Source organism: Microbacterium barkeri (assembly GCF_027921765.1).
GTDB lineage: Bacteria > Actinomycetota > Actinomycetes > Actinomycetales > Microbacteriaceae > Microbacterium > Microbacterium barkeri.
Map to the genome: position 1 here is coordinate 1 of NZ_BSEJ01000014.1, position 20,814 is coordinate 20,814.

At 71.8% G+C, this 20,814-nt stretch carries 18 protein-coding genes; 13 read left to right on the top strand and 5 right to left on the bottom strand.

Features of this window, described 5'->3' with window-relative positions; all coding sequences use genetic code 11:
- Window positions 1-2,362 (top strand): translation initiation factor IF-2 (infB, locus tag PKE79_RS13335; protein ID WP_271174194.1); only part of this gene is annotated, 2,362 nt, incomplete at its 5' end.
- A gap of 74 nt (window positions 2,363-2,436) precedes the next feature.
- Window positions 2,437-2,880 carry a 30S ribosome-binding factor RbfA gene (gene rbfA, locus PKE79_RS13340; RefSeq protein ID WP_271174195.1) on the top strand — a complete coding sequence of 148 codons (444 nt, stop codon included), beginning with the start codon at window positions 2,437-2,439 and terminating at the stop codon, window positions 2,878-2,880.
- A gap of 3 nt (window positions 2,881-2,883) precedes the next feature.
- On the opposite strand, the gene PKE79_RS13345 is transcribed toward rbfA, so the two are convergent.
- Window positions 2,884-3,756 carry an iron-sulfur binding domain-containing protein gene (locus tag PKE79_RS13345; RefSeq protein WP_271174196.1) on the bottom strand — a complete coding sequence of 291 codons (873 nt, stop codon included), beginning with the start codon at window positions 3,754-3,756 and terminating at the stop codon, window positions 2,884-2,886.
- Window positions 3,757-3,916: 160 nt separating this feature from the next.
- Here PKE79_RS13345 and PKE79_RS13350 point away from each other — a divergent pair, with 160 nt between their 5' ends.
- From PKE79_RS13350 to PKE79_RS13370, 5 genes are read left to right on the top strand one after another with little or no spacing between them, the layout of a single operon-like run.
- Window positions 3,917-4,585, top strand: coding sequence for a hypothetical protein (locus tag PKE79_RS13350; RefSeq protein ID WP_271174197.1), 669 nt, complete (start codon window positions 3,917-3,919; stop codon window positions 4,583-4,585).
- Window positions 4,586-4,626: 41 nt separating this feature from the next.
- Complete coding sequence (gene truB / locus PKE79_RS13355; protein ID WP_271174198.1) at window positions 4,627-5,547, top strand: tRNA pseudouridine(55) synthase TruB; 921 nt, start codon at window positions 4,627-4,629, stop codon at window positions 5,545-5,547.
- On the top strand, window positions 5,544-5,912 hold the full coding sequence (locus PKE79_RS13360) for a hypothetical protein (protein WP_271174199.1): 369 nt from the start codon (window positions 5,544-5,546) through the stop codon (window positions 5,910-5,912). The genes truB and PKE79_RS13360 overlap by 4 nt, the downstream gene beginning before the upstream one ends.
- A gap of 52 nt (window positions 5,913-5,964) precedes the next feature.
- Window positions 5,965-6,402, top strand: a complete 438-nt coding sequence (locus PKE79_RS13365) for a hypothetical protein (RefSeq protein WP_271174200.1) — start codon at window positions 5,965-5,967, stop codon at window positions 6,400-6,402.
- On the top strand, window positions 6,399-7,358 hold the full coding sequence (locus tag PKE79_RS13370) for a bifunctional riboflavin kinase/FAD synthetase (RefSeq protein WP_271174201.1): 960 nt from the start codon (window positions 6,399-6,401) through the stop codon (window positions 7,356-7,358). Before PKE79_RS13365 ends, PKE79_RS13370 begins: the two co-directional genes overlap by 4 nt.
- A gap of 3 nt (window positions 7,359-7,361) precedes the next feature.
- On the opposite strand, the gene deoC is transcribed toward PKE79_RS13370, so the two are convergent.
- Window positions 7,362-8,081, bottom strand: coding sequence for a deoxyribose-phosphate aldolase (gene deoC, locus PKE79_RS13375; RefSeq protein ID WP_271174202.1), 720 nt, complete (start codon window positions 8,079-8,081; stop codon window positions 7,362-7,364).
- A 115-nt stretch (window positions 8,082-8,196) separates the two neighbouring features.
- On the opposite strand from deoC, the gene PKE79_RS13380 reads away from it, so the two are divergent.
- The 3 genes from PKE79_RS13380 (at window position 8,197) to PKE79_RS13390 (ending at window position 12,305) form a co-directional block, all read left to right on the top strand.
- A complete protein-coding gene (locus PKE79_RS13380) occupies window positions 8,197-8,814 on the top strand; it encodes a hypothetical protein (protein WP_271174203.1) in 618 nt (205 codons plus the stop codon).
- Between the two features lie 242 nt (window positions 8,815-9,056).
- Complete coding sequence (locus PKE79_RS13385; RefSeq protein ID WP_271174204.1) at window positions 9,057-11,210, top strand: DEAD/DEAH box helicase; 2,154 nt, start codon at window positions 9,057-9,059, stop codon at window positions 11,208-11,210.
- A 66-nt stretch (window positions 11,211-11,276) separates the two neighbouring features.
- Complete coding sequence (locus tag PKE79_RS13390; RefSeq protein WP_271174205.1) at window positions 11,277-12,305, top strand: ATP-dependent 6-phosphofructokinase; 1,029 nt, start codon at window positions 11,277-11,279, stop codon at window positions 12,303-12,305.
- A gap of 70 nt (window positions 12,306-12,375) precedes the next feature.
- Here the strand turns inward: PKE79_RS13390 and PKE79_RS13395 are convergent, their stop codons facing one another.
- Window positions 12,376-13,299: a hypothetical protein gene (locus PKE79_RS13395; protein WP_271174206.1), complete on the bottom strand. Its 924-nt coding sequence runs from the start codon at window positions 13,297-13,299 to the stop codon at window positions 12,376-12,378.
- A gap of 518 nt (window positions 13,300-13,817) precedes the next feature.
- On the opposite strand from PKE79_RS13395, the gene PKE79_RS13400 reads away from it, so the two are divergent.
- Window positions 13,818-14,714, top strand: a complete 897-nt coding sequence (locus tag PKE79_RS13400) for a phosphodiesterase (RefSeq protein WP_271174207.1) — start codon at window positions 13,818-13,820, stop codon at window positions 14,712-14,714.
- Here the strand turns inward: PKE79_RS13400 and PKE79_RS13405 are convergent.
- A complete protein-coding gene (locus PKE79_RS13405; protein WP_271174208.1) occupies window positions 14,697-16,865 on the bottom strand; it encodes a S9 family peptidase in 2,169 nt (722 codons plus the stop codon). The genes PKE79_RS13400 and PKE79_RS13405 overlap by 18 nt on opposite strands.
- Before the next feature lie 174 nt (window positions 16,866-17,039).
- On the opposite strand from PKE79_RS13405, the gene PKE79_RS13410 reads away from it, so the two are divergent.
- Window positions 17,040-18,500, top strand: a complete 1,461-nt coding sequence (locus tag PKE79_RS13410) for an aspartate ammonia-lyase (protein ID WP_271174209.1) — start codon at window positions 17,040-17,042, stop codon at window positions 18,498-18,500.
- 59 nt (window positions 18,501-18,559) lie between these two features.
- Here PKE79_RS13410 and PKE79_RS13415 read toward each other — a convergent pair whose 3' ends face one another.
- Entirely contained in the window at window positions 18,560-19,423 is an 864-nt protein-coding gene (locus PKE79_RS13415) for a fumarylacetoacetate hydrolase family protein (protein ID WP_271174210.1), read from the bottom strand.
- Between the two features lie 76 nt (window positions 19,424-19,499).
- Here PKE79_RS13415 and PKE79_RS13420 point away from each other — a divergent pair, with 76 nt between their 5' ends.
- The gene (locus PKE79_RS13420; RefSeq protein WP_271174211.1) at window positions 19,500-20,717 is read left to right on the top strand and encodes a PrsW family intramembrane metalloprotease; all 1,218 of its coding nucleotides are present in this window, start codon (window positions 19,500-19,502) and stop codon (window positions 20,715-20,717) included.
- The last annotated feature ends 97 nt before the right edge of the window (window positions 20,718-20,814 follow it).

The following is a 20,814-nucleotide window of genomic DNA, read 5'->3' on the forward strand; positions in this document are numbered from 1 at the left end:
CGCCGCTCCCGCGGCGCCCGGCGCGCCGACCCCCGGGAAGCGCCCGGGCGGTCCGCGTCCCGGCAACAACCCGTTCGCGTCGCAGCAGGGCATGGGCAAGCGCCCGGGCGGTCCGCGTCCCGGCAACAACCCGTTCGCGTCGGCGCAGGGCATGGGCCAGCGCCCGACGCCCGGCAACATCCCCCGTCCGCCGAAGCCGCAGGCTCCGCGCCCGGGTGCACCGCGCCCCGGCGCGCCGCGCCCCGGTCGTCCCGGTGGCGGCGCCGGTCGTCCCGGTGCTCCGTTCCAGCAGCGTCCGGGCGGCGCGGGTCGTCCCGGCGGCCCCGGTGCCGGCGGCGGCTTCCGTCCCGGCGGCGCACCCGGCGGCGGCTTCGCCGGCCGTCCCGGTCCCGGCGGCCGCGGTCGCGGCGGCACGGCCGGCGCGTTCGGCAAGGGCGGCGGCAAGTCCAAGCAGCGCAAGTCGCGTCGGGCGAAGCGTCAAGAGTTCGAGATGCGGGAGGCGCCGATCGTCGGCGGCGTCAAGGTCCCGCGCGGCGACGGCAACACCGTCATCCGGATGCGCCGCGGCGCATCGATCTCCGACTTCGCCGACAAGATCGAGTCGATCACCGGCATGAGCGTCCAGCCGGGCAACCTCGTCACGGTGCTGTTCCACCTCGGTGAGATGGCGACCGCGACCGAGTCGCTCGACGAGGCCACGTTCGAGGTGCTGGGCTCCGAGCTCGGCTACAAGATCCAGATCGTCTCGCCCGAGGACGAGGACAAGGAGCTCCTCGAGGGCTTCGGCCTCGACCTCGAGAAGGAGGAGCTCGAGGAGGACGACGCCGACCTCGAGATCCGTCCCCCGGTGGTCACGGTCATGGGTCACGTCGACCACGGAAAGACGCGACTGCTCGACGCCATCCGCAAGACGAACGTCGTCGCGGGCGAGGCCGGCGGCATCACGCAGCACATCGGCGCGTACCAGGTGTGGACCGAGCACGAGGGCTTCGAGCGCGCGATCACCTTCATCGACACCCCGGGTCACGAGGCCTTCACGGCCATGCGCGCCCGCGGTGCCGAGGTGACCGACATCGCGATCCTCGTGGTCGCGGCCGACGACGGCATCATGCCGCAGACGGTCGAGGCCCTGAACCACGCGCAGGCGGCCGGCGTGCCGATCGTCGTCGCGGTCAACAAGGTCGACAAGCCCGAGGCGAACCCGGCCAAGGTGCGCCAGCAGCTGACCGAGTACGGTCTCGTGGCTGAGGAGTACGGCGGCGACGTCATGTTCGTCGACGTCTCCGCGCGTCAGAACATCGGCATCCAGGACCTCCTGGACGCCGTCCTCCTCACGGCGGACGCGGGTCTCGACCTGCGTGCGAACCCGAACAAGGCGGCGCGCGGTGTCGCGATCGAGGCGAAGCTCGACAAGGGCCGCGGCTCGGTGGCGACCGTGCTCGTCCAGGCGGGGACGCTGCGCGTCGGCGACCCGATCGTCGCCGGCACGGCGTACGGCCGCGTCCGCGCGATGATCGACGAGAACGGCGACGCCGTCACCGAGGCCGCTCCCTCGCGGCCCGTGCAGGTGCAGGGTCTCAGCTCGGTTCCCCGGGCCGGCGACACCTTCATCGTCACGGACGACGACCGCACGGCGCGTCAGATCGCCGAGAAGCGCGAGGCCGTCGAGCGCAACGCCCAGCTGGCTAAGGCCCGCAAGCGCATGTCGCTCGAGGAGTTCACGCGTGCGCTCGAAGAGGGCAAGGTCGAGTCGCTCAACCTCATCATCAAGGGCGACGTCGCCGGTGCCGTCGAGGCGCTGGAGGAGTCGCTGCTCAAGATCGAGGTCGACGAGAGCGTCCAGCTGCGGATCATCCACCGCGGTGTCGGCGCGATCACGGAGTCCGACGTCAACCTGGCCACGATCGACAACGCGATCGTGATCGGCTTCAACGTCCGCCCCGACGCCAAGGCCCGCGAGGCCGCGGCTCGCGAGGGCGTGGACGTCCGGTTCTACTCGGTCATCTACAACGCGATCGACGATGTCGAGCAGTCGCTCAAGGGCATGCTCAAGCCGGAGTACGAGGAGGTCCAGTCGGGCGTCGCGGAGATCCGCGAGGTCTTCCGCTCCTCCAAGTTCGGCAACATCGCGGGTGTCATCGTCCGCTCCGGCACGATCACGCGCAACGCCAAGGCGCGCGTCATCCGCGAGGGCGTGGTCATCGCGGACGGCCTGGCGATCGAGTCGCTGCGCCGCTTCAAGGACGACGTCACCGAGGTCCGCACGGACTTCGAGGCGGGCATCGGCCTCGGCAAGTACAACGACATCCAGGTCGGCGACGAGATCGAGACGACCGAGATGGTCGAGAAGCCGCGCGGCTGACGCGGATCTCACCCACCGGCCCTGTCGGGCGGCTCCGGCCGCTCGGCAGGGCCGTCTCATCCAAGGAGGACAACATGGCCGGACAGGAACGTCAGGCGCGGCTCGCGGATCGCATCCGCGTCATCCTCGCCGAGCGCCTCGAGAAGGGCCTGCGCGATCCGCGGCTCGGCTTCGTGACGATCACGGACGTGCGCGTGTCGGGTGACCTGCAGCACGCGTCGGTCTTCTACACGGTGTACGGCTCCGACGAGGAGCGCGTCGCGAGCGGCGCGGCCCTCAAGGCCGCCACCGGCATGCTCCGCCGCGAGGTCGGGAAGCAGCTCAACACGCGGCTCACGCCGTCGCTCGAGTTCATCCCCGACGCGCTGCCGGAGACGGCCGACCACCTCACCGCGCTCCTGCGCGAGGCGCGCGAGCGCGACGAGGCGGTCGCCGGGCTCGCCGCTGGCGCGCAGTGGGCGGCGGGGGAGGACCCCTACGTCAAGCCGCGCGAGACGGCGGACGAAGACGACGCCTGAGCCTCACCGAGGCAGGCGCAGCAGCTCTCCGTCGGTCTCCACGAGGCCGTCGGACAGGAGCGAGAGGATGGCCCGGTCGCGCTGAGCACGGTCGGGCCATTCCGCGATCACGGCGTCCTGCGCGGCGCCATCCGGGCCGGCCTCGCGGAGCCGGCGCAGCACGGCGCCGCGGGCCTGACGGTCGCTGCCCTCGTACCGGGCCTGCCGTCGCCGCGTGTCCGGCGTCTCGGGCCGACCCGCCGCCAGCCACGCGCACGACGTGCGGACCGGGCACTCGTCGCATCGCGGGGCGCGCGCCGTGCACACGACCTGACCGAGCTCCATCGCCGCGGCGTTCATCGCCGCTGCCTCGGCCGGGGTCTCCGGCAGGAGCGCGGTCATCGCCTCGAGGTCGCGGCGGTGGGGAGGACCCGGCTGCGCGCGGCCGTCCACGGCGCGCGCGATGACGCGCCGGGTGTTCGTGTCGACGACGGGATGGCGGTCGCCGTACGCGAAGACCGCGACGGCCCGCGCCGTGTAGTCCCCGATGCCCGTGAGCGCGAGGAGCGCGTCCACGTCACGCGGGACGACGCCCTCGTGGCGGTCGCGGATCTCGACCGCGGCGCGGTGCAGCCAGAGTGCGCGGCGCGGGTAGCCGAGGTTCGCCCACTGCCGCACGGCCTCGGCCGGAGCGTCGTCGGCGAGCGCGGTCGGCGTCGGCCAGCGCTCGAGCCATGCCTCGAGGTGCGGGATCACGCGCGCGACCGGCGTCTGCTGGAGCATGAACTCGCTCACGAGCGTGCCCCAGGCCCCGTACCCCGGGCGGCGCCACGGCAGATCGCGCGCGTGCGCGCGGAACCACGGCACGAGCGTGTCGGCGAGGTCGAGGGAGGGCATCGTCTCAGCCTAGGACGTGCGCCTCCGCGCTCCGTGCGCACCCGTTCAGGTGCTTCGCATCGGGGCGCGACCGAAGCGTTATCGGACGGCGTCCTAACCGTTACCGACCCCGCCGATCCGGGCACTACCGTCGAAGAGGGGCAGCTGAGAGGAGATCATCATGATGCGCATCCGAGCGGGAATCGCTCTGACCGGTGTGCTGGCGCTCGCGATGGCCGGCTGCGCTTCCGAGGGAGATCCGGCCGACACCGCGGAGCCGACGTCGGCCTCGCCGAGCGAGAGCGCGTCGCCCTCGCAGACGCCGAGCACGCCGCCGCCCACCCCCACGACGCCCGGGCAGGACGCCGAGGACCCGGCCGACCCCGCCACGTGGGAGATCGAGGACGGCGAGCTCGGCCCGATCGAGCTCGGCGACGACTTCGACGAGGTCGTGGCGTCGCTCCCCGGCGACTGGGTGAACGACGACAGCTGCGCGTGGGTGGCGTACTGGAGCGCACCCGACGGCACATACCTCGTGTCGTTCCAGCGCGACGCCGAGGGCGCCGGTCCCGTCATCGCCGCGACCGTCGAGTCGCTGAGCGACCGGTCGGGGATCGGCCCGCGGACCGAGGACGGCCTCGGTGTGGGCGCGACGCGCGAGGACGTCCTCGCGGTGCACCCCGACGCCGTCGAGGTCGACTCGCCGATCGAGGGCATCTCGTTCCTGCGGATCGACGACGACGACGCGTCGGACGGATCGGTGTTCTTCCAGTACGCGGACGGACAGGACGGGGCGACCCGGGTGGCGGTCACGACGCTCGAGACCCCCGCGTACGAGGCCTGCGCCTGACCCGTCCGCGGGGCACTCGGCAGACGCAATACGCTGGAGGGATGGCGTCACGCGTTCCCCAGGCCGGAGGCATCCTGCTCGTCGACAAACCGGGAGGCGTGACGAGCCATGACGTGGTCGCGCGCTCACGGCGCGCCTTCGGAACCCGGAGGATCGGCCACGCCGGAACGCTCGACCCGATGGCGACGGGGCTCCTCGTCCTCGGGATCGAGGGGTCGACGCGCCTGCTGACGTATCTCGTGGGCCTTGACAAGACCTATACCGCGACCATCCGGCTCGGGCAGTCCACGACGACGGACGACGCTGAGGGTGACGTCACCGCATCCGTCTCGTCGGAGACCCTCGCTGCCGTCGCGGACGCCGACATCGCGCGCGGCGTCGCCGCGCTGACCGGCCCGATCTCGCAGGTGCCGAGCGCGGTGTCCGCGATCAAGGTCGACGGACGCCGGGCGTACGACCGGGTGCGGGCGGGCGAGGAGGTCGAGCTCGCGGCGCGCGAGGTCACGATCTCGCGCTTCGAGATCGACGCCGTGCGCCGATCCGAGGGGGCCATCGATCTCGACGTCGCCGTGGACTGCTCGTCGGGAACGTACATCCGCGCCCTCGCGCGCGACCTCGGCGTCGCGCTCGGAGTTGGCGGGCACCTCACCGCGCTGCGTCGCACGCACGTCGGGCCGTTCGACGTCGCCGACGCGGCCGCCGTCGACGATCGGCTCGCCGACGCGCCCCTCCTTCCGCCCGCCGACGTGGCCGCCAGGGTCCTCGGCCGCTTCGACGCGACCGTCGACGAGGCGCGAGACCTGCGCCACGGCAAGCGGCTCGCCGGCGCGGCCGCACGCGTCCCCGGCGCTCTCGCTGCCGCCATCGATCCGGATGGCGCGCTCATCGGGATCGTCGAGAAGCGCGGATCCGCCCTCAAGAGCGCCATGAACATGCCGGAGCCTCAGGGAGGCGCCGCATGATCGCGTGGTTCACGATCGCGCAGGTCGCCGTCGCGAGCCTCGCGGGCGCGCTGTGCGTCATCCTCGGACTCGCCGGACGGCGCCCGAGCGACCTCTCCGTGGGCGCCATGGCTCTCGTGCAGGTGCTCCTCGTCGTGCAGATCGTCATCGCGATCATCGCGCCGCTCGCAGGCAACCCGCCCACGGGCGACCTGCTCGAGTTCTGGACCTACCTCGTGTCGGCCGCGCTCCTTCCCGTCGCGGGCGTCGTGTGGGCCTTCATCGACCGCACCCGATGGAGCGTCGTCGTCATGGGGGTGCTCGGGCTCGCCGTCGCGGTGATGGTGTACCGCATGCACGTGATCTGGACGATCCAGGTGGCCTGACCGCGCTCTCGCGCGGCCCGCGCGCAGGTGCGCCGCCTAAAATGGAGCCGTTATGACAGAGCCAGCGCGCACCCGCCGGATGACCGGCGTGGGCATCGTCCTCGTGTTCGTGTACGGCGTGATGGCGCTGGCCGCCACCGGGCGGTCGTTCGTGCAATTCGTGCGCGCGTTCGACGAGGCGCCCGTGGCCTACACCCTGTCGGCGGCGTCCGCCGTCGTGTACATCCTCGCGACTCTCGCGCTGATGTTCTCGAAGAGCGACGCGTGGTACCGCGTCGCGTGGGTGTCGGTGATCTTCGAGCTCGCGGGCGTCATCATCGTGGGCTCCCTGAGCATCGCGCTCCCCGCCCTGTTCCAGCACCCGACCGTGTGGTCGCTCTACGGAAGCGGATACGTCTGGATCCCGCTCGTGCTGCCGTTCTTCGGCATCTGGTGGCTCGCGACGCACCGCCCCGCCCGCTCGCGGCAGGCCGCGGAGGTCGCCCGATGATGCTCTTCCGCGACGCCGGCGAGGTGCCGGAGGGGTTCGGGCCCTCTGTCGTCGCGATCGGCAAGTTCGACGGCGTGCACGCGGGGCACCGCGCGCTCATCGAGCGGATGCTCGTCGATGCCGCAGGCACGGACGCCCGCACGGTGGCCGTCACATTCGATCGGAACCCGCTCGCGCTCATCGCGCCGGCCCGATGCCCGCAGCCGCTCGTGAGCGTGCAGCAGAAGGTCGACCTCCTCGAGCGCACGGGCGTCGACGCGACGCTGCTGCTCGCGTTCGACGAGCAGCTCGCGGCGGAGCCCGCGGAGAGCTTCGTCGAGCGCGTGCTCGTCGGCGCCCTGCGCGCGCAGCGGGTCCTCGTGGGAAGCGACTTCCGATTCGGGCGCGGGGGAGCGGGCGACGCCGCGCTGCTCGAGCGGATGGGGGCCGAGCACGGGTTCTCGGTCGAGATCATGCCCGACATCGCCAGCTCGGGCGACGGGCGCCGCGTGTCGTCGTCGTGGATCCGCGAGCTCCTCGACGCGGGCGACGTCGAGCGCGCCGCGAAGCTGCTCGGTCGCCGGCACGCCGTGCGCGGCGAGATCGTGCACGGGCTCAAGCGCGGGCGCGAGCTGGGCTTCCCGACGGCGAACCTCGCGCAGGACGCCGAGGGGTTCATCCCCGCCGACGGCGTGTACGCGGGATGGCTCGTCGTCCCGCGCGGAGAGCTCGGCTCGGTCGTGCGGTACCCCGCGGCGATCTCGGTCGGCACGAACCCGACCTTCGACGACGTCGCGCAGCGCCAGGTCGAGGCGTACGTGCTCGACGAGGACGACCTCGACCTCTACGGGCTGAGGGTCGAGGTGCAGTTCGCGGCGCGCATCCGAGGGATGGTCGCGTTCGAGGGCATCGAGAAGCTCATCATCCAGATGACCGACGACGTCGCGCGCGTGCGCGAGGTCCTCGCGGGCGGCTGACGCTCAGTACGAGGTGGAGTCCTCGGCGCCCGTGGCGACGCCTCCCGCGGCGCGAGCCCGCAGCTCGCCGAGGATCGTCGCGCTCGCGCTCGTCCCGAGACGGGTCGCGCCGGCCTCGAGCATCGCGATCGCGGCGTCCAGCCCGCGGACGCCGCCCGACGCCTTCACCTGGACGGCGGAGGAGACGCTGCGGCGCATGAGCTCGACGTGCGGCACCGTGGCGCCGCCGCCGGCGAAGCCCGTCGACGTCTTGACGAACGTCGCGCCGCCGGCCTCCGTGAGCCGGCTGCCGCGCGCGATCTGCTCCTCGTCGAGGAGGCTCGTCTCGAGAATGACCTTCGTGACGAGGCCGTCTGCGGCGTCGACGACGGCGCGGATGTCCGCCTCGACCCGGTCGTCCTCGCCGCCGCGCAGGGCGCCGATGTGCACGACCATGTCGAACTCGGTGGCCCCGTCCTCGCGCGCCTGACGCAGCTCGGCGACCTTGGCGGCGGTCGACGTCGTGCCGTGCGGGAAGCCGATCACGGTGCCGACGGCGACGCCAGAGCCCTCGAGCCGGCGCACGGCGTACGCGACGTCGGACGGGCGCACGCACACACTGAACACCTTCCACTCGGCCGCGATGTCGAGTTCGCGATCGACGTCGGCGCGCGTGAAGTCGGGCTTGAGGATCGCGTGGTCGATGGCGGCGGCGACAGCCGCCTCGGTGAGCTCGATGGCCATGCGCCCAGCCTACCTTCGCCTGCCGGGCCGCCGCCCGAGGCCGGTGCGGCGCGATTGCATCACGATCGGCGTGCGTCGTCGCCTGCGCGCCATCCGCTCGGATAGCGTCGAGAGCATGATGCGCCGTGCACTCGCCCCCCTCCTCGCAGCGGGCGTCCTCCTCTCTCTCGCAGGATGCGCGAGCAGCGTCGGCACCGGCCAGGGCACGGAGCCCGATCCCACGCCCTCAGCGACCTCCACTCCGACGACCGCGCCGACGACATCCGTGCCCACGACCGCGCCCGGCGTGTTCACGATGCCTGCCTCGTGCGAGCAGGCCTGGTCGCGCGAGGCGCTCTCGATCCTCAGCGAGGAGGCCGGCGCGCTGAACGACCCGGGTCTCACGATGCTCTCGACCGAGGTGGTCCCCGCCCTCGAGGTGCTCGACGCCGTCGAGCCGCTGCGCTGCACGTGGGGGCTCGCGAGCGAGGTCGGCATCGCGACGACCCTCGCCGCCGTCGACGAGGCCCAGACCGAGACCATCCGCACCGCGCTGCTCGCCGAGGGCTTCACCTGCGAGGAGCGCGAGGTCGTCACTCGCTGCGAGCTCGAGACGGAGCTGACCGGGGAGGTGCCCGGAGCGACCGGCGAGGTGCACGTGCTCGGCGGAGGCGGGTGGGCCGCGACGCACTGGCTGAACGCCGACTTCGAGCCCCAGTACACCGACGACCTCATCGCGACGCTCTGGATGTGACCGCGCCTGGTGGGATCCGGCGCGCGATGGCGTAGAATGCCCGTGAGGCTTCCGCTCATCCGTTCGACGCGACAGCGCCGGAGGAGCGGGCCGCGTCACCGGACGCCGGAGTGCGCGCGCTGTTCGGTCGCCGTCCGTCGATCCAGGCGGTCGGCGCCGCCGCAGTCCGGCAGGGCGTGACGCACGCACGACTTCGACCGGCCAGGCACCAGCGGCTGCCGGCAGCGACGCTCAGGAGGAGCATGCCGACCACGGCACCCGCGCGACAGCGCAAGAAGTCCTCGTCCGCACGACGCGACGACGAGGCCCCGATCATCCCGATCCTCGCGCGCAAGGTGCGCGAGATCGAGGCCAAGGCGCAGCGCAACAAGCTCGGCCCGACCAACCGGGTCAAGTTCCAGGTCATCGCGTTCCTCGTGCGCGAGGAGCGCGCCCGCGTCAAGGCCGACGACGCGCTCTCCGACGCCGCGCGCGCCGAGCTGCTCAAGCGGCTCGACGGCGTCGCGACCATCCTCGCGAAGACCGCGGCACGCGACACCTCCCTCATCCAGCTCCTCGAGGCCGACCACGCGACGTCGCCCGTCGCGCGCCGGATGCGCCGCGACTGGCTGCTCGAGTCGGGTGCGGAGCTGCCGCCCGAGGAGCTCGTCATCACCGACGAGAAGCCCGCGCTGCCCGCGACCGTCGTCGCGCCCGTCGTCTCCGAGCGCGCCGTGACGCCGCCGCAGATCGAGGCGCGCCGCGAGGCGAACCCCTTCCTCGCACCCGACCTCTCGCGCGTGCCCGCCGGCCCGACGCCGCGTCGACGGCTCGACGGCTGGGAGCTCATGGGGCCGCTCTACAAGGCGTTCGAGCTGGGCGCCGGCGGCGGGGCCGCCACGATGCCCCTCCCGCCCGTGCCCGAGTTCGACCGGCTCTCGCCCAAGGGGCTCGAGATCATGCCGCATCAGTCCCGGTTCCTCGAGGCGGTGCGCGCGGGTCACCGCGAGTTCCTCCTCGCCGACGAGCCCGGTCTCGGGAAGACGGCCGAGTCGGTGCTCGCGGCGTCGGTCGCCGAGGCGTACCCGCTCGTGGTGGTCGTGCCCAACGTCGTCAAGATGAACTGGGCGCGCGAGGTGGAGCGCTGGACGCCGCAGCGCCGCGCGACGGTCATCAACGGCGACGGGCAGGACGTCGACGCCTTCGCCGACGTCTTCATCGTGAACTACGAGATCCTCGACCGGCACATCGGATGGCTCGCGACGCTCGGGCTGCGGGGGATGGTCGTCGACGAGGCCCACTTCATCAAGAACCTGTCGTCGCAGCGCTCGCAGAACGTGCTCGCGCTGTCGCAGAGCATCCGCGAGTCGACGCCCGGCGGCAAGCCGCTCCTCCTCGCCCTCACCGGCACGCCGCTCATCAACGACGTCGAGGACTTCGACGCGATCTGGCGCTTCCTCGGGTGGACGAACGGCGAGAAGCCCGGTCCGGAGCTCATGGAGAAGCTCGACGCGACGGGGCTCACCCCGGCCGACAAGGCGTTCTACCCCGAGGCGCGCGAGGCCGTCATCTCGATGGGCATCGTGCGACGTCGCAAGAAGGATGTCGCGGCCGACCTGCCCGACAAGCTCATCGCCGATCTGCCCGTGCAGCTCGACGACGAGTTCGGGCGCAGCATCCGCGCCGCCGAGCGCGAGCTCGGGGAGCGTCTCGCCGCTCGCTACCGCCGGATCATCGAGGCGCGCGGCGAGCGCGGGCTCGAGGCGGGCGAGATCGACGACGACATCGTGCGCCTCGTCGCGCAGGGCGAGCTCGACGAGTCGAAGGCCGCGGGCACAAGCGGCGACAACGTGTTCGCGATGGTGCGGCGGATCGGCCAGGCGAAGGCCCTTCTCGCGGCGGACTACGCCGCGCAGCTGCAGCGCTCGGTCGGCAAGGTCGTCTTCTTCGCCAAGCACATCGACGTCATGGACCAGGCGGAGGCGCACTTCGCCGCGGCAGGCATCAAGGCGGTCTCGGTGCGCGGAGAGCAGACCGGCGCCGTGCGCCAGGCGGCGATCGACGCGTTCAACAACGATCCCGAGGTCGGCATCGCGGTCTGCTCGCTGACGGCTGCGGGCGTGGGCGTGAACATGCAGGTCTCGTCGAACGTCGTGCTCGCGGAACTGAGCTGGACGGCCGCCGAGCAGACGCAGGCGATCGACCGCGTCCACCGCATCGGGCAGGACGAGCCGGTCACCGCGTGGCGGATCATCGCCGCGCACACGATCGACACGAAGATCGCCGAGCTCATCGACCGCAAGCAGGGTCTGGCGGGCCGCGCGCTCGACGGCGAGGCCTTCGACGAGACGTCGAGCGACTCGGTCCAGCTGGCCGCGCTCATGCACCTGCTCCGCCAGGCTCTGGGCGACGACTAGGCTCCCACCGCATGCGGCGCCCGGGAGGGGAAAGGACACCCTCCCGGATGCCCTAGCGTTGTTGTCATGAAGATCGGCGTTCTGACGAGTGGTGGCGACTGCCCCGGCCTCAATGCAGTCATCCGTGGTGCGGTGCTCAAGGGCACCGAGGCGTACGACATGGAGTTCGTCGGCATCCGCGACGGCTGGAAGGGGCTCGTGGAGGCGGACTTCTTCCCCCTCACGCGGCGCGACGTCAAGGGCCTCTCGAAGGTCGGCGGGACGATCCTCGGGACGAGCCGCACGAACCCCTACGAGGGCGACCGCGGCGGTGCCGAGAACATCGCGAAGACGCTCTACGGGCACAAGCTCGACGGCATCATCGCGATCGGCGGCGAGGGCACTCTCGCGGCCGCACAGCGCCTCAACAACGACGGGATCCCCGTCCTCGGCGTCCCCAAGACCATCGACAACGACCTGCGCGCGACCGACTACTCGTTCGGCTTCGACACGGCCGTGAACATCGCGACGGACGCGATGGACCGCCTCCGCACGACGGGCGACTCGCACCAGCGCTGCATGGTGGCTGAGGTCATGGGCCGTCACGTGGGCTGGATCGCCCTGCACTCGGGCATGGCCGCCGGCGCGCACATCATCTGCATCCCCGAGGTGCCGCTGTCGCTCGAGGAGATCACCGAGCACGTGCTCGCCGCCGCGGAGCGCGGTCGCGCCCCGCTCGTCGTGGTCGCCGAGGGCTTCAAGCTGAAGGGCCAGGACGAGGCGTACAGCGACAAGGGCCTCGACGCGTTCAACCGCCCCCGCCTCGGGGGCATCAGCGAGGTGCTGGCACCGCTCATCGAGCAGGCGACCGGGATCGAGACCCGCTCGACCGTGCTCGGCCACATCCAGCGCGGCGGCGCCCCCTCGGGCTTCGACCGCGTGCTCGCGACGCGCCTCGGGCTGCACGCCGCCGACGCCGTCGTGGATGGCGCGTGGGGACAGATGGTCGCGATGCAGGGCACCGACATCGTGCGAGTGCCGTTCACGGAGGCGCTCGGCGAGCTGCACACCGTGCCGCTCGCCCGCTACGAGGAGGCCGCAGCCCTCTTCGGCTGATCCTCCCTCCTCCCGTGTCTCATTCTCGGCGGGAATCGCTGCCGCGTTCCCGCCGAGAATGAGACATGCGTCACGCGGGGGCACCGGGGCGCCATCCGCGTTCCCGCAGCGCGGCCGCGACGAGCCCGGCCGCAGCCGGGCTCGGTCCGGCGAGGTGATGCCGCAGGATCCGCACCATGAGCCATCCGCGTCTGCGCACGGCCTCCCAGCGGTCCGCGTCGCGCTCGAACTGCCGTGCGTCCTGCGCGTGCACGCGTCCGTCGTACTCGACGCACACCCGCCGCCGCAGGTAGGCCATGTCGAACCGCGCGACGTGCGTGCCGTCGGCGTCGTGGAGATCCCAGTTCAGCTCCGGCTCGGGCAGGCCGCCCCGCCAGATCGCGAGCCTCGTCCGCGTCTCGCCGGGGGACTCCGCTCCCGGCCAGGTGAGGGCGAGCGCCTTCGCCAGGCGGCGGCCGCGCACGTCGCCCATGATCTCGACCTCGGCCGCGAGATCCGCGAGGGTGAGCACCCCGTGGCGGCGGCCGGCGAGGTGATCGGCCGCGACGACGAGCTCGTCCAGCGTCCAGAGCCCGCCGACCTGGCGCCAGGCGCGGGCGGGCGACTCCAGCGGGAGCTCGGCATCTGGGTACAGGAGAGCCTCGCGTCGCTGCAGTCGATGGCCGCGGATCCCCGCGATGCGGGGCGGATGGGATGGCCGGTGCACCGACACGTGCAGCTGCGCGTTCGCCCGAGCCGGCACCGGCACTCCGATGAGGCCGAGCGCGGTGTCGTGGCTGTAGAACTCGCCGGGCTTCAGCCGCGGCGCATACTCGAGGCATCTCTCGCGGAGGCTCTCGGGGGTGAGGGCGCGCGGCGTCCGCACCCCGGGATAGGGGCGGTCGAGGTCGAGGGCCCGGAGCCGTGCGGTCGAGATGCCGCGATCGAGCGCGTCACGCACGTGGAACGGTGCAGTGGCCAGGTCGAGGGGGAGAGGCTCAGGACGACGCGACATAGCGGCAGGATGGCCCGGCGGAGCCGACCGGAGCGGCGCCTGCACGCGCGGATCGGCGCCGATCCGGCGCGCCCCCGCCCTGTGCACGCGGTGTCGCCGTCGTTGCGCGGGTGTCCGGGGTCGTCCGGCGCTCGCCCGGGGTCGTCCGGCGTGCCATCCATGTCTCATCTCTTGCGGCTTTCGCCGTGCGATTCCCGCGCGAAGTGAGACACGGGGCGGGACCGGGCCGTGCATGTCTCGATTGCTGCGGTCATGGGAGGCGAATTCCCGCGCGAAGTGAGACACGTGTTCAGACCGGGCCGTGCATGTCTCGATTGCTGCGGTCATGGGACGCGAATTCCCGCGCGAAGTGAGACACGGGTGCGATAGCGGGCCGTGCATGTCTCGATCGCTGCGGTCATGGGACGCGAATTCCCGCGCGAAGTGAGACATGCGGCCCTCGCGTCAGGCGATGGGGTCCTCGCGTCAGGAGACAGGCTCTTTGCGCCGCCGTCCGGGGCGGCCCCTAGGCTGGCGGCATGGAGCAGTTCGGCAGGCATGCGCCCGCGCGGCGCACGATCGTCCACCTGAGCGACACCCACCTGCTCGCGGGCGGGCGCCTGCTCAACGGCGCGATCGACACCGACGCCAACCTCGTGCAGACCCTGGAGCGCGTCGAGCGCCTCGCGGGCGGCGTCGACGCGCTCGTCTTCACCGGCGACCTCGCCGACCTCGGCGAGCCCGAGGCCTACACCCGCCTGCGCGCCCTCGTCGACCCCGTGGCCGAGCGTCTGGGCGCTCCCGTCGTCTGGGTCGCGGGCAACCACGACGAGCGCCCCGAGCTGCGCCGCGACCTGCTCGGCCTGCCCGCGACGCAGGACGCGGTGACCGGCGCATGGGATGTCGGCGGGCTGCGTCTCATCGCGCTCGACTCATCGGTCCCCGGATGGCACCACGGCGATCTCGACGACGGCCAGCTCGAGTGGCTCGCGGAGCAGCTCGCGACACCCGCGCCGCTCGGCACCGTCCTCGCGCTCCACCATCCGCCGCTGCCCAGCCACATCCCGCTGTTCGACATCCTCGAGCTGCGCCGCCAGGATGAGCTCGCGCGCGTCCTGCGCGGGTCGGACGTCCGCGCCATCCTCGCGGGGCATCTGCACTACTCGACGAGCGGCACCTTCGCGGGCATCCCCGTGAGCGTCGCATCGGCCTCCTGCTACACGATGGACATCGCGCTCCCGGCGCAGAGCGTGAACGGGATGGACGCGGGCCAGGCGTTCCACCTCGTGCACGTCTACGACGACACGATCACCCACTCGGTCGTGCCGGTCGCGTCAGCCGACCCGGGCGACTACTTCACGCCCCCGTGGTACGCCGAGATGGCCGCGCTCACCCCGCAGGAGCGGCTCGAGCGCTTCTCACGCAAGCCGGTCTGAGGCCTCGTCGGCGATCCCCAGGACGTCGAACATCCACGCGAGCTGGAACGCGCGCTCGCGCCACGCGTTGTAGCGGCCGCTCACGCCGCCGTGCCCGGCGGTCATCTCGCACCGCAGGAGCGCGTCCGCGTCGACCTCGCGCAGGCGCGCGACCCACTTCGCCGGCTCGACGTACAGCACGCGCGTGTCGTTGAGCGACGTCATCGCGAGGATGCGCGGGTAGCGCACGCCCTCGCGGACGTTCTCGTACGGCGTGTACGACTTCATGTACGCGTAGACCTCGGGGTCGTGCAGCGGGTCGCCCCACTCCTCCCACTCGATGACGGTGAGCGGGAGGGACGGGTCGAGGATGGTCGTGAGCGCGTCCACGAAGGGGACATCGGCGAGGATGCCCGCGAACAGCTCGGGAGCGAGATTCGCGACCGCGCCCATCAGCAGACCGCCGGCGGACCCGCCCTCGGCGACCATCCGGTCCGGCGAGGTGTACCCGCCGTCCACGAGGAAGCGCGCCACGTCGACGAAGTCGGTGAACGAGTTGCGCTTGTTCGCGAGCTTGCCGTCCTCGTACCACGCGCGGCCCATCTCGCCGCCGCCGCGCACGTGGGCCACCGCGAAGACGACGCCCCGGTCGAGCTCCGACAGGCGCGCGTACGAGAAGCCGGGGTCGATCGAGTGCTCGTACGAGCCGTAGCCGTACAGGTGCAGCGGGCGGGGTGCGGCGCCCGGGTCGCCGAAGGAGCGCTTCCACACGACGGAGACGGGGATGAGCGTGCCGTCGGCCGCCGGCGCCCACAGTCGCTCCTGGCCGTAGTCGGCGGGGTCGTAGCCGCCGAGCACCTCGACGTGCTTGAGCTCGCGCAGCTCGCCGGTCTCGACCACGTAGTCGAACACCGTGCCAGGCGTCGTGAACGAGCCGTAGCTCAGTCGGACGACGGGCTGCGCCCACTCGGGGTTGCCTCCGGACCCCGCGTTGTACAGCGGCTCGTCGAACGCGATCTCGCGCACGGCGTGGGTCCCGTAGTCGAGGATGCCGACCCGCGGGATGCCGCCGGACCGGTACTCCACGATCGCGAAGTCGCGCAGGCAGTCGACGCTCTCGAGGCGCGTGCCGGGGGAGTGGGGGATGACGACCTCGGGCTCAGCGTCGGGGGCGTCGGCGGGCACGCGCACGAGCTCGAAGTCGAGCGCGCCGCGGTTGTGGAGCACGTAGAGCCAGTCCGCACCGTCGACGACGGCGTGGTCGACGGAGTACTCGATGCGCTCCGAGCGGCTCCAGATGGTCGTGCGGGGGACGGCTGCCGGATCCTCGGCGAGGCGGGGCAGGTCGGCGACGGGCAGCACCTGGATCTCGCTCGTCGTGTTCGACGCCGACTCGATCACGAGGTACTGCCGGCTGCGGGTGAAGCCCGCTCCGATCCAGAACGCGTCGTCGTCCTCGTGCGCGATCTCGACGTCGTGCTCGCGGGTCGGCTCGCCCACGCGGTGGAGCCAGACGCCGTCGGGGCGCCATGCATCGTCCACGGTCGAGTAGAGGATGAAGCGCCCGTCCGGGGTGAAGCGCGCCCCGCCGCCGAGTCCCTCGAGCACGTCGGGCAGGAGCTCGCCGGTCGCGATGTCCTTCACGCGGACGGTGTATCGCTCGTCGCCCTGCGTGTCGACGCCCCACAGCATGCGCGAGCCGTCGGTCGTCACACTGAACGCCCCGAGTGCGAAGTACTCGTGTCCCTCCGCCTCGACGTTGCCGTCGAGCAGCACCTGCTCGCCCGGCACCTCGACGTCGACGTCGAGCTTCGGGGGAGTCCAGTCGTCCTCGCTCGCGAGCGGCGCGCGGCACTGGAGGCCGTACTGCCGGCCCTCGAGCGAGCGGCCGTAGTACCACCATCCGCCCTGGCGCACGGGGACGGTCAGGTCCGTCTCGCGCACGCGGCCCTTGATCTCCTGGAAGATCGTCTCGCGCAGCGGCTCGAGGTGGGCGAGACGGGCGTCGGTGTACGCGTTCTCCGCCTCGAGGTGCGCCCTCACCTCGGCGTCGTCCTTCGCGCGCAGCCACTCGTAGCCGTCCTCGACCACGTCGCCGTGATGCGTGCGGACGACAGGGCGTCGCGGGGCGGTCGGGGCGATGGGGGGCGCGGTCTGCGCATCGGGGGTCACGGGTCCACGCTAATGCGGACGAGCGCTCTCGCGGGGGAGGACATGGCACTTGTACGCTCTGTACATCGGACGCGAATGCCCTGTACGCGATGTCGAGAACCGAGAGCACCTGCCCTGAGTAGGATCGTGCACATCCCGCTCACATCGACGTGAAGACCCACGAGGAAGACGCACATGGTTCAGGACGCAACCCCCACCCGCACCGAGACCGACTCCCTGGGGTCCATGGAGATCCCCCGCGAGGCGTACTGGGGCATCCACACCGCGCGGGCGATGGAGAACTTCGACATCACGAAGCGCCCGATCTCGGTCTACCCCGAGCTCGTCGTCGCGCTGGCCATGGTGAAGCAGGCGGCTGCCCGCGCGAACGCCGAGATCGGCGTGCTCGACGCGCACCGGGCCGACCTCATCGATCGCGCCGCGCAGCTGGTGATCGACGGGCAGTTCCACGACGAGTTCCGCGTCGGCGTCATCCAGGGCGGTGCGGGGACCTCGACGAACATGAACGCGAACGAGGTCATCACCAACATCGCCCTCGAGCTCGCGGGACGCGAGCGCGGCGACTACGCGTACCTCTCGCCGATCGACCACACCAACCGCAGCCAGTCGACGAACGACGTGTACCCGACGTCGATCAAGATCGGGCTCTCGCTGTCGCTGCGCTCCCTCCTCGAGGAGCTCGACCTCCTGCGGCGGTCGTTCCTCGGCAAGGCCGTCGAGTTCCACGATGTGCTCAAGGTCGGACGCACGCAGCTGCAGGACGCCGTCCCCATGACGCTCGGGCAGGAGTTCCACGGCTTCGCGACGACGCTCGAGGCCGACTACCAGCGGCTCAACGAGAACGCCGTGCTCCTGCACGAGATCAACATGGGCGCGACGGCGATCGGCACCGGCATCACGACGCACCCCGGGTACGCGAAGGCCGTCGAGCGGCATCTCCGCGACATCACGGGACTCGACCTCGAGACGGCGAGCGACCTCGTCGAGTCCACGAGCGACACCGGCTCGTTCATGTCGTTCTCCGCGTCGCTCAAGCGCAACGCGATCAAGCTGTCGAAGATCTGCAACGACCTGCGCCTGCTCTCCTCGGGCCCGCAGGCCGGGTTCGGCGAGATCAACCTTCCGGCGCGCCAGGCGGGATCCAGCATCATGCCCGGCAAGGTGAACCCCGTGATCCCCGAGGTCGTGAACCAGGTCGCGTTCGCGGTCGCGGGAGCGGATGTCACGGTCACGATGGCGGTCGAGGCCGGTCAGCTGCAGCTCAACGCGTTCGAGCCGGTGATCGCGCACTCGATCTTCCAGTCGATCATCTGGATGCGCCAGGCGATGCGCACGCTGCGCGTCAACTGCGTCGACGGGATCACGGCGAACCGCGCGCGCCTGGGTGCGATGGTGGGCTCGAGCGTGGGCGTCATCACGGCGCTCACGCCGTTCATCGGTTACTCGGCCGCGGCGGCCCTCGCGAAGACCGCGCTGCTGACGAACCGCAACGTCGCCGACCTCGTCGTCGAGGCCGGTCTCATGGACCGCGACGAGGTCGAGAAGCAGCTCAGCCCGTCGCGCCTGTCCGGCCTCGAGCCGGTGACGTCGGTCATGCCCGTGATCGCGCCGGAGGACGTGCCGACCCAGGCGTAGCGCCCGGCATGCGAAGGCCCCCGCTCCGGAACCGGAGCGGGGGCCTTCGCATCAAGCGATCAGTCCGTCATGCGGCAGTGCGTCGTGAGCTCGCCGATGCCGTCGATCCCCACGGTCACGGTCGAGCGGTCGCGCAGGAGCACCTGCGGCGTCCGCGAGAACCCCGAGCCGCCGGGGCTGCCGGTCGAGATGAGCGTGCCCGGCAGGAGCGTGATCCCCTGCGACAGGTGCGAGATGAGCTTCGCGACCGTGCGCACCATCTGCCCGGTCGACGCGTCCTGCATCATGTGCCCGTCCACGCGCGTCCAGATGTGCAGGTCCTGCGGGTCCGCGATCTCGTCGGCCGTGACGATGTACGGCCCGACGGGCGTGAAGCCGTCGAGCGACTTGCAGCGGCACCACTGCGCCTCGGAGTACTGGATGTTCCGCGCCGAGATGTCGTTGACGACCGTGTACCCGAACACGTAGTCGAGGGCGTCCTCCTCGGAGACGTCCTTCGCCGGGCGGCCGATCACGACGCCGAGCTCGGCCTCGTAGTCCACGGCCTCGCTCATGCGACGCGACCACGTGGTGGTCTGCCCGTGGCCCTGGAGCGAGTTGGGCCAGAACGTGAACACCGTCGGGGTGTCGTCGGTCTTGAGGTTGAGCTCGCCCGAGTGCGCGGCGTAGTTGAGCCCGACGGCGAGCATGGTCGGCGGGGTGAGCAGGGCCGGTGCGAAGTCGAGCTCCGACACCGGCGTCCGCTGCCCTGCGCCGGCGGCGGCCCTGACCCGCTCCAGGAGCTCCGGTCCGCCCGCGATGAGCTGCTCGATCGTGTCGGGCCCGCCATCGACGAGCTCGGCGACCGCGACGGCGCCGTCGTCGTCGACGAGCGCGAGGGAAGGGGCGACGCCCCCGGGGAAGGTCACGTGGGCGAAGCGCATGGAATCCAGGCTATCGGCCGCCCGTGCACGATCCTGGGACGGATCTGCACAAAAGCGGAGCCATAGGCTGTGTGACATGACCTACGGCACCGGGCTCACGCCGCCGTCGCAGCAGCCGTTCTCGACGCCCTTCGATCAGCCGGAGCGCGCGCCGGGCGCGGCCATCCCGGTCGGCGGCCACACGCAGCCGCACCTTCCCCGCCTTCCCGTGCCCACGCGCCGAGGGCGCGGTGCGTGGATCTGGCTGTGGGCCGTCCTCGCGGTGCTGCTGTTCGGCCTCGCGTCGTACTTCACGAGCGCGCTCGGGACGGCCGCGTCGATCGTGGGCCTCGTGCTTGCCCTCGTGCCGTTCGCGCTCGTCGTTTCGGCGATGCTGTGGGTCGACCGCTGGGAGCCCGAGCCGCGGAGCCTTGTCGTGTTCGCGCTCGCGTGGGGAGCGATCGCCTCCGTGGGCTTCGCTCTGCTCTTCGACCTGGGGGTGCAGATGACGCTCCCGCGGTCGCCCGCGCTCGACCTCCTCGGCACGGTCGTGCAGGCGCCGATCGTCGAGGAGCTCGCGAAGGGGGCGGGGCTGCTCCTCATCCTCGTCATGGGGCGCCGCGCGTTCGACGGCCCTGTGGATGGCGTGGTGTACGGCGCGCTCGTGGGGGCGGGGTTCGCATTCACCGAGAACATCCAGTACTTCGCGGTGTCGGTGATCGAGGGCGGCGCCGCGTCGCTCACCTGGACGTTCGTGCTGCGCGGGCTCCTCTCGCCCTTCGCGCACGCGATGTTCACCGCGGTCACCGGCTACGCGCTCGGGCGCGCGGTGCGCCGCGGTGCGTCGTTCGGGGCCGCGCTCGGCCCGTGGCTCGGAGGACTGCTCGGCGCGATGGCCCTGCACGCGCTCTGGAACGGCTCGGCCACGTTCACCGACCTCGAGGGCTTCCTCCACCTCTACGTCGTCCTGCAGGTGCCGCTGTTCGTCATCTTCACGCTCGTGCTGGTGCGGCTCCGACGCGAGGAGGAGCGCCTCACGAAGCAGCGGCTGGGCGAGTACGCGGCGGCCGGATGGTTCACGCCGCAGGAGGTCGAGATGCTCGCGACCCCGGCCGGCCGGCGCGCGGGGATGGCGTGGGCGCGGACCCTGCGCGGCGACCGATCCGATCTCATGCGCGCGTTCATCCGGGACGCGACCGCGCTCGCCGCGACCCGCCAGCGCGCGGTGTCGGGGCGCGACCCGCACGCGGCGTCGGATGAGAGGGCGCTCCTCGCGCGGGCCGCGCACGCCCGCAGGGAGCTGCTGTCGTACTGATCGGGAATCGGCTCTTGACACGGCCGGAGCGCCCGGAGCATCCTTGAGTCAGATCCACTCAGCGCTCGGAAGTCTCGCAGGCATCGCCGCGGCCCGG

What these genes read in the sequence shown, in the direction of transcription:
- rbfA (WP_271174195.1), top strand. Translation starts at nt 2,437, where the DNA reads ATGGCCGGACAGGAACGTCAGGCGCGGCTCGCGGATCGCATCCGCGTC.
- PKE79_RS13345 (WP_271174196.1), bottom strand. Translation starts at nt 3,756, where the DNA reads ATGCCCTCCCTCGACCTCGCCGACACGCTCGTGCCGTGGTTCCGCGCG.
- PKE79_RS13350 (WP_271174197.1), top strand. Translation starts at nt 3,917, where the DNA reads ATGATGCGCATCCGAGCGGGAATCGCTCTGACCGGTGTGCTGGCGCTC.
- truB (WP_271174198.1), top strand. Translation starts at nt 4,627, where the DNA reads ATGGCGTCACGCGTTCCCCAGGCCGGAGGCATCCTGCTCGTCGACAAA.
- PKE79_RS13360 (WP_271174199.1), top strand. Translation starts at nt 5,544, where the DNA reads ATGATCGCGTGGTTCACGATCGCGCAGGTCGCCGTCGCGAGCCTCGCG.
- PKE79_RS13365 (WP_271174200.1), top strand. Translation starts at nt 5,965, where the DNA reads ATGACAGAGCCAGCGCGCACCCGCCGGATGACCGGCGTGGGCATCGTC.
- PKE79_RS13370 (WP_271174201.1), top strand. Translation starts at nt 6,399, where the DNA reads ATGATGCTCTTCCGCGACGCCGGCGAGGTGCCGGAGGGGTTCGGGCCC.
- deoC (WP_271174202.1), bottom strand. Translation starts at nt 8,081, where the DNA reads ATGGCCATCGAGCTCACCGAGGCGGCTGTCGCCGCCGCCATCGACCAC.
- PKE79_RS13380 (WP_271174203.1), top strand. Translation starts at nt 8,197, where the DNA reads ATGATGCGCCGTGCACTCGCCCCCCTCCTCGCAGCGGGCGTCCTCCTC.
- PKE79_RS13385 (WP_271174204.1), top strand. Translation starts at nt 9,057, where the DNA reads ATGCCGACCACGGCACCCGCGCGACAGCGCAAGAAGTCCTCGTCCGCA.
- PKE79_RS13390 (WP_271174205.1), top strand. Translation starts at nt 11,277, where the DNA reads ATGAAGATCGGCGTTCTGACGAGTGGTGGCGACTGCCCCGGCCTCAAT.
- PKE79_RS13395 (WP_271174206.1), bottom strand. Translation starts at nt 13,299, where the DNA reads ATGTCGCGTCGTCCTGAGCCTCTCCCCCTCGACCTGGCCACTGCACCG.
- PKE79_RS13400 (WP_271174207.1), top strand. Translation starts at nt 13,818, where the DNA reads ATGGAGCAGTTCGGCAGGCATGCGCCCGCGCGGCGCACGATCGTCCAC.
- PKE79_RS13410 (WP_271174209.1), top strand. Translation starts at nt 17,040, where the DNA reads ATGGTTCAGGACGCAACCCCCACCCGCACCGAGACCGACTCCCTGGGG.
- PKE79_RS13415 (WP_271174210.1), bottom strand. Translation starts at nt 19,423, where the DNA reads ATGCGCTTCGCCCACGTGACCTTCCCCGGGGGCGTCGCCCCTTCCCTC.
- PKE79_RS13420 (WP_271174211.1), top strand. Translation starts at nt 19,500, where the DNA reads ATGACCTACGGCACCGGGCTCACGCCGCCGTCGCAGCAGCCGTTCTCG.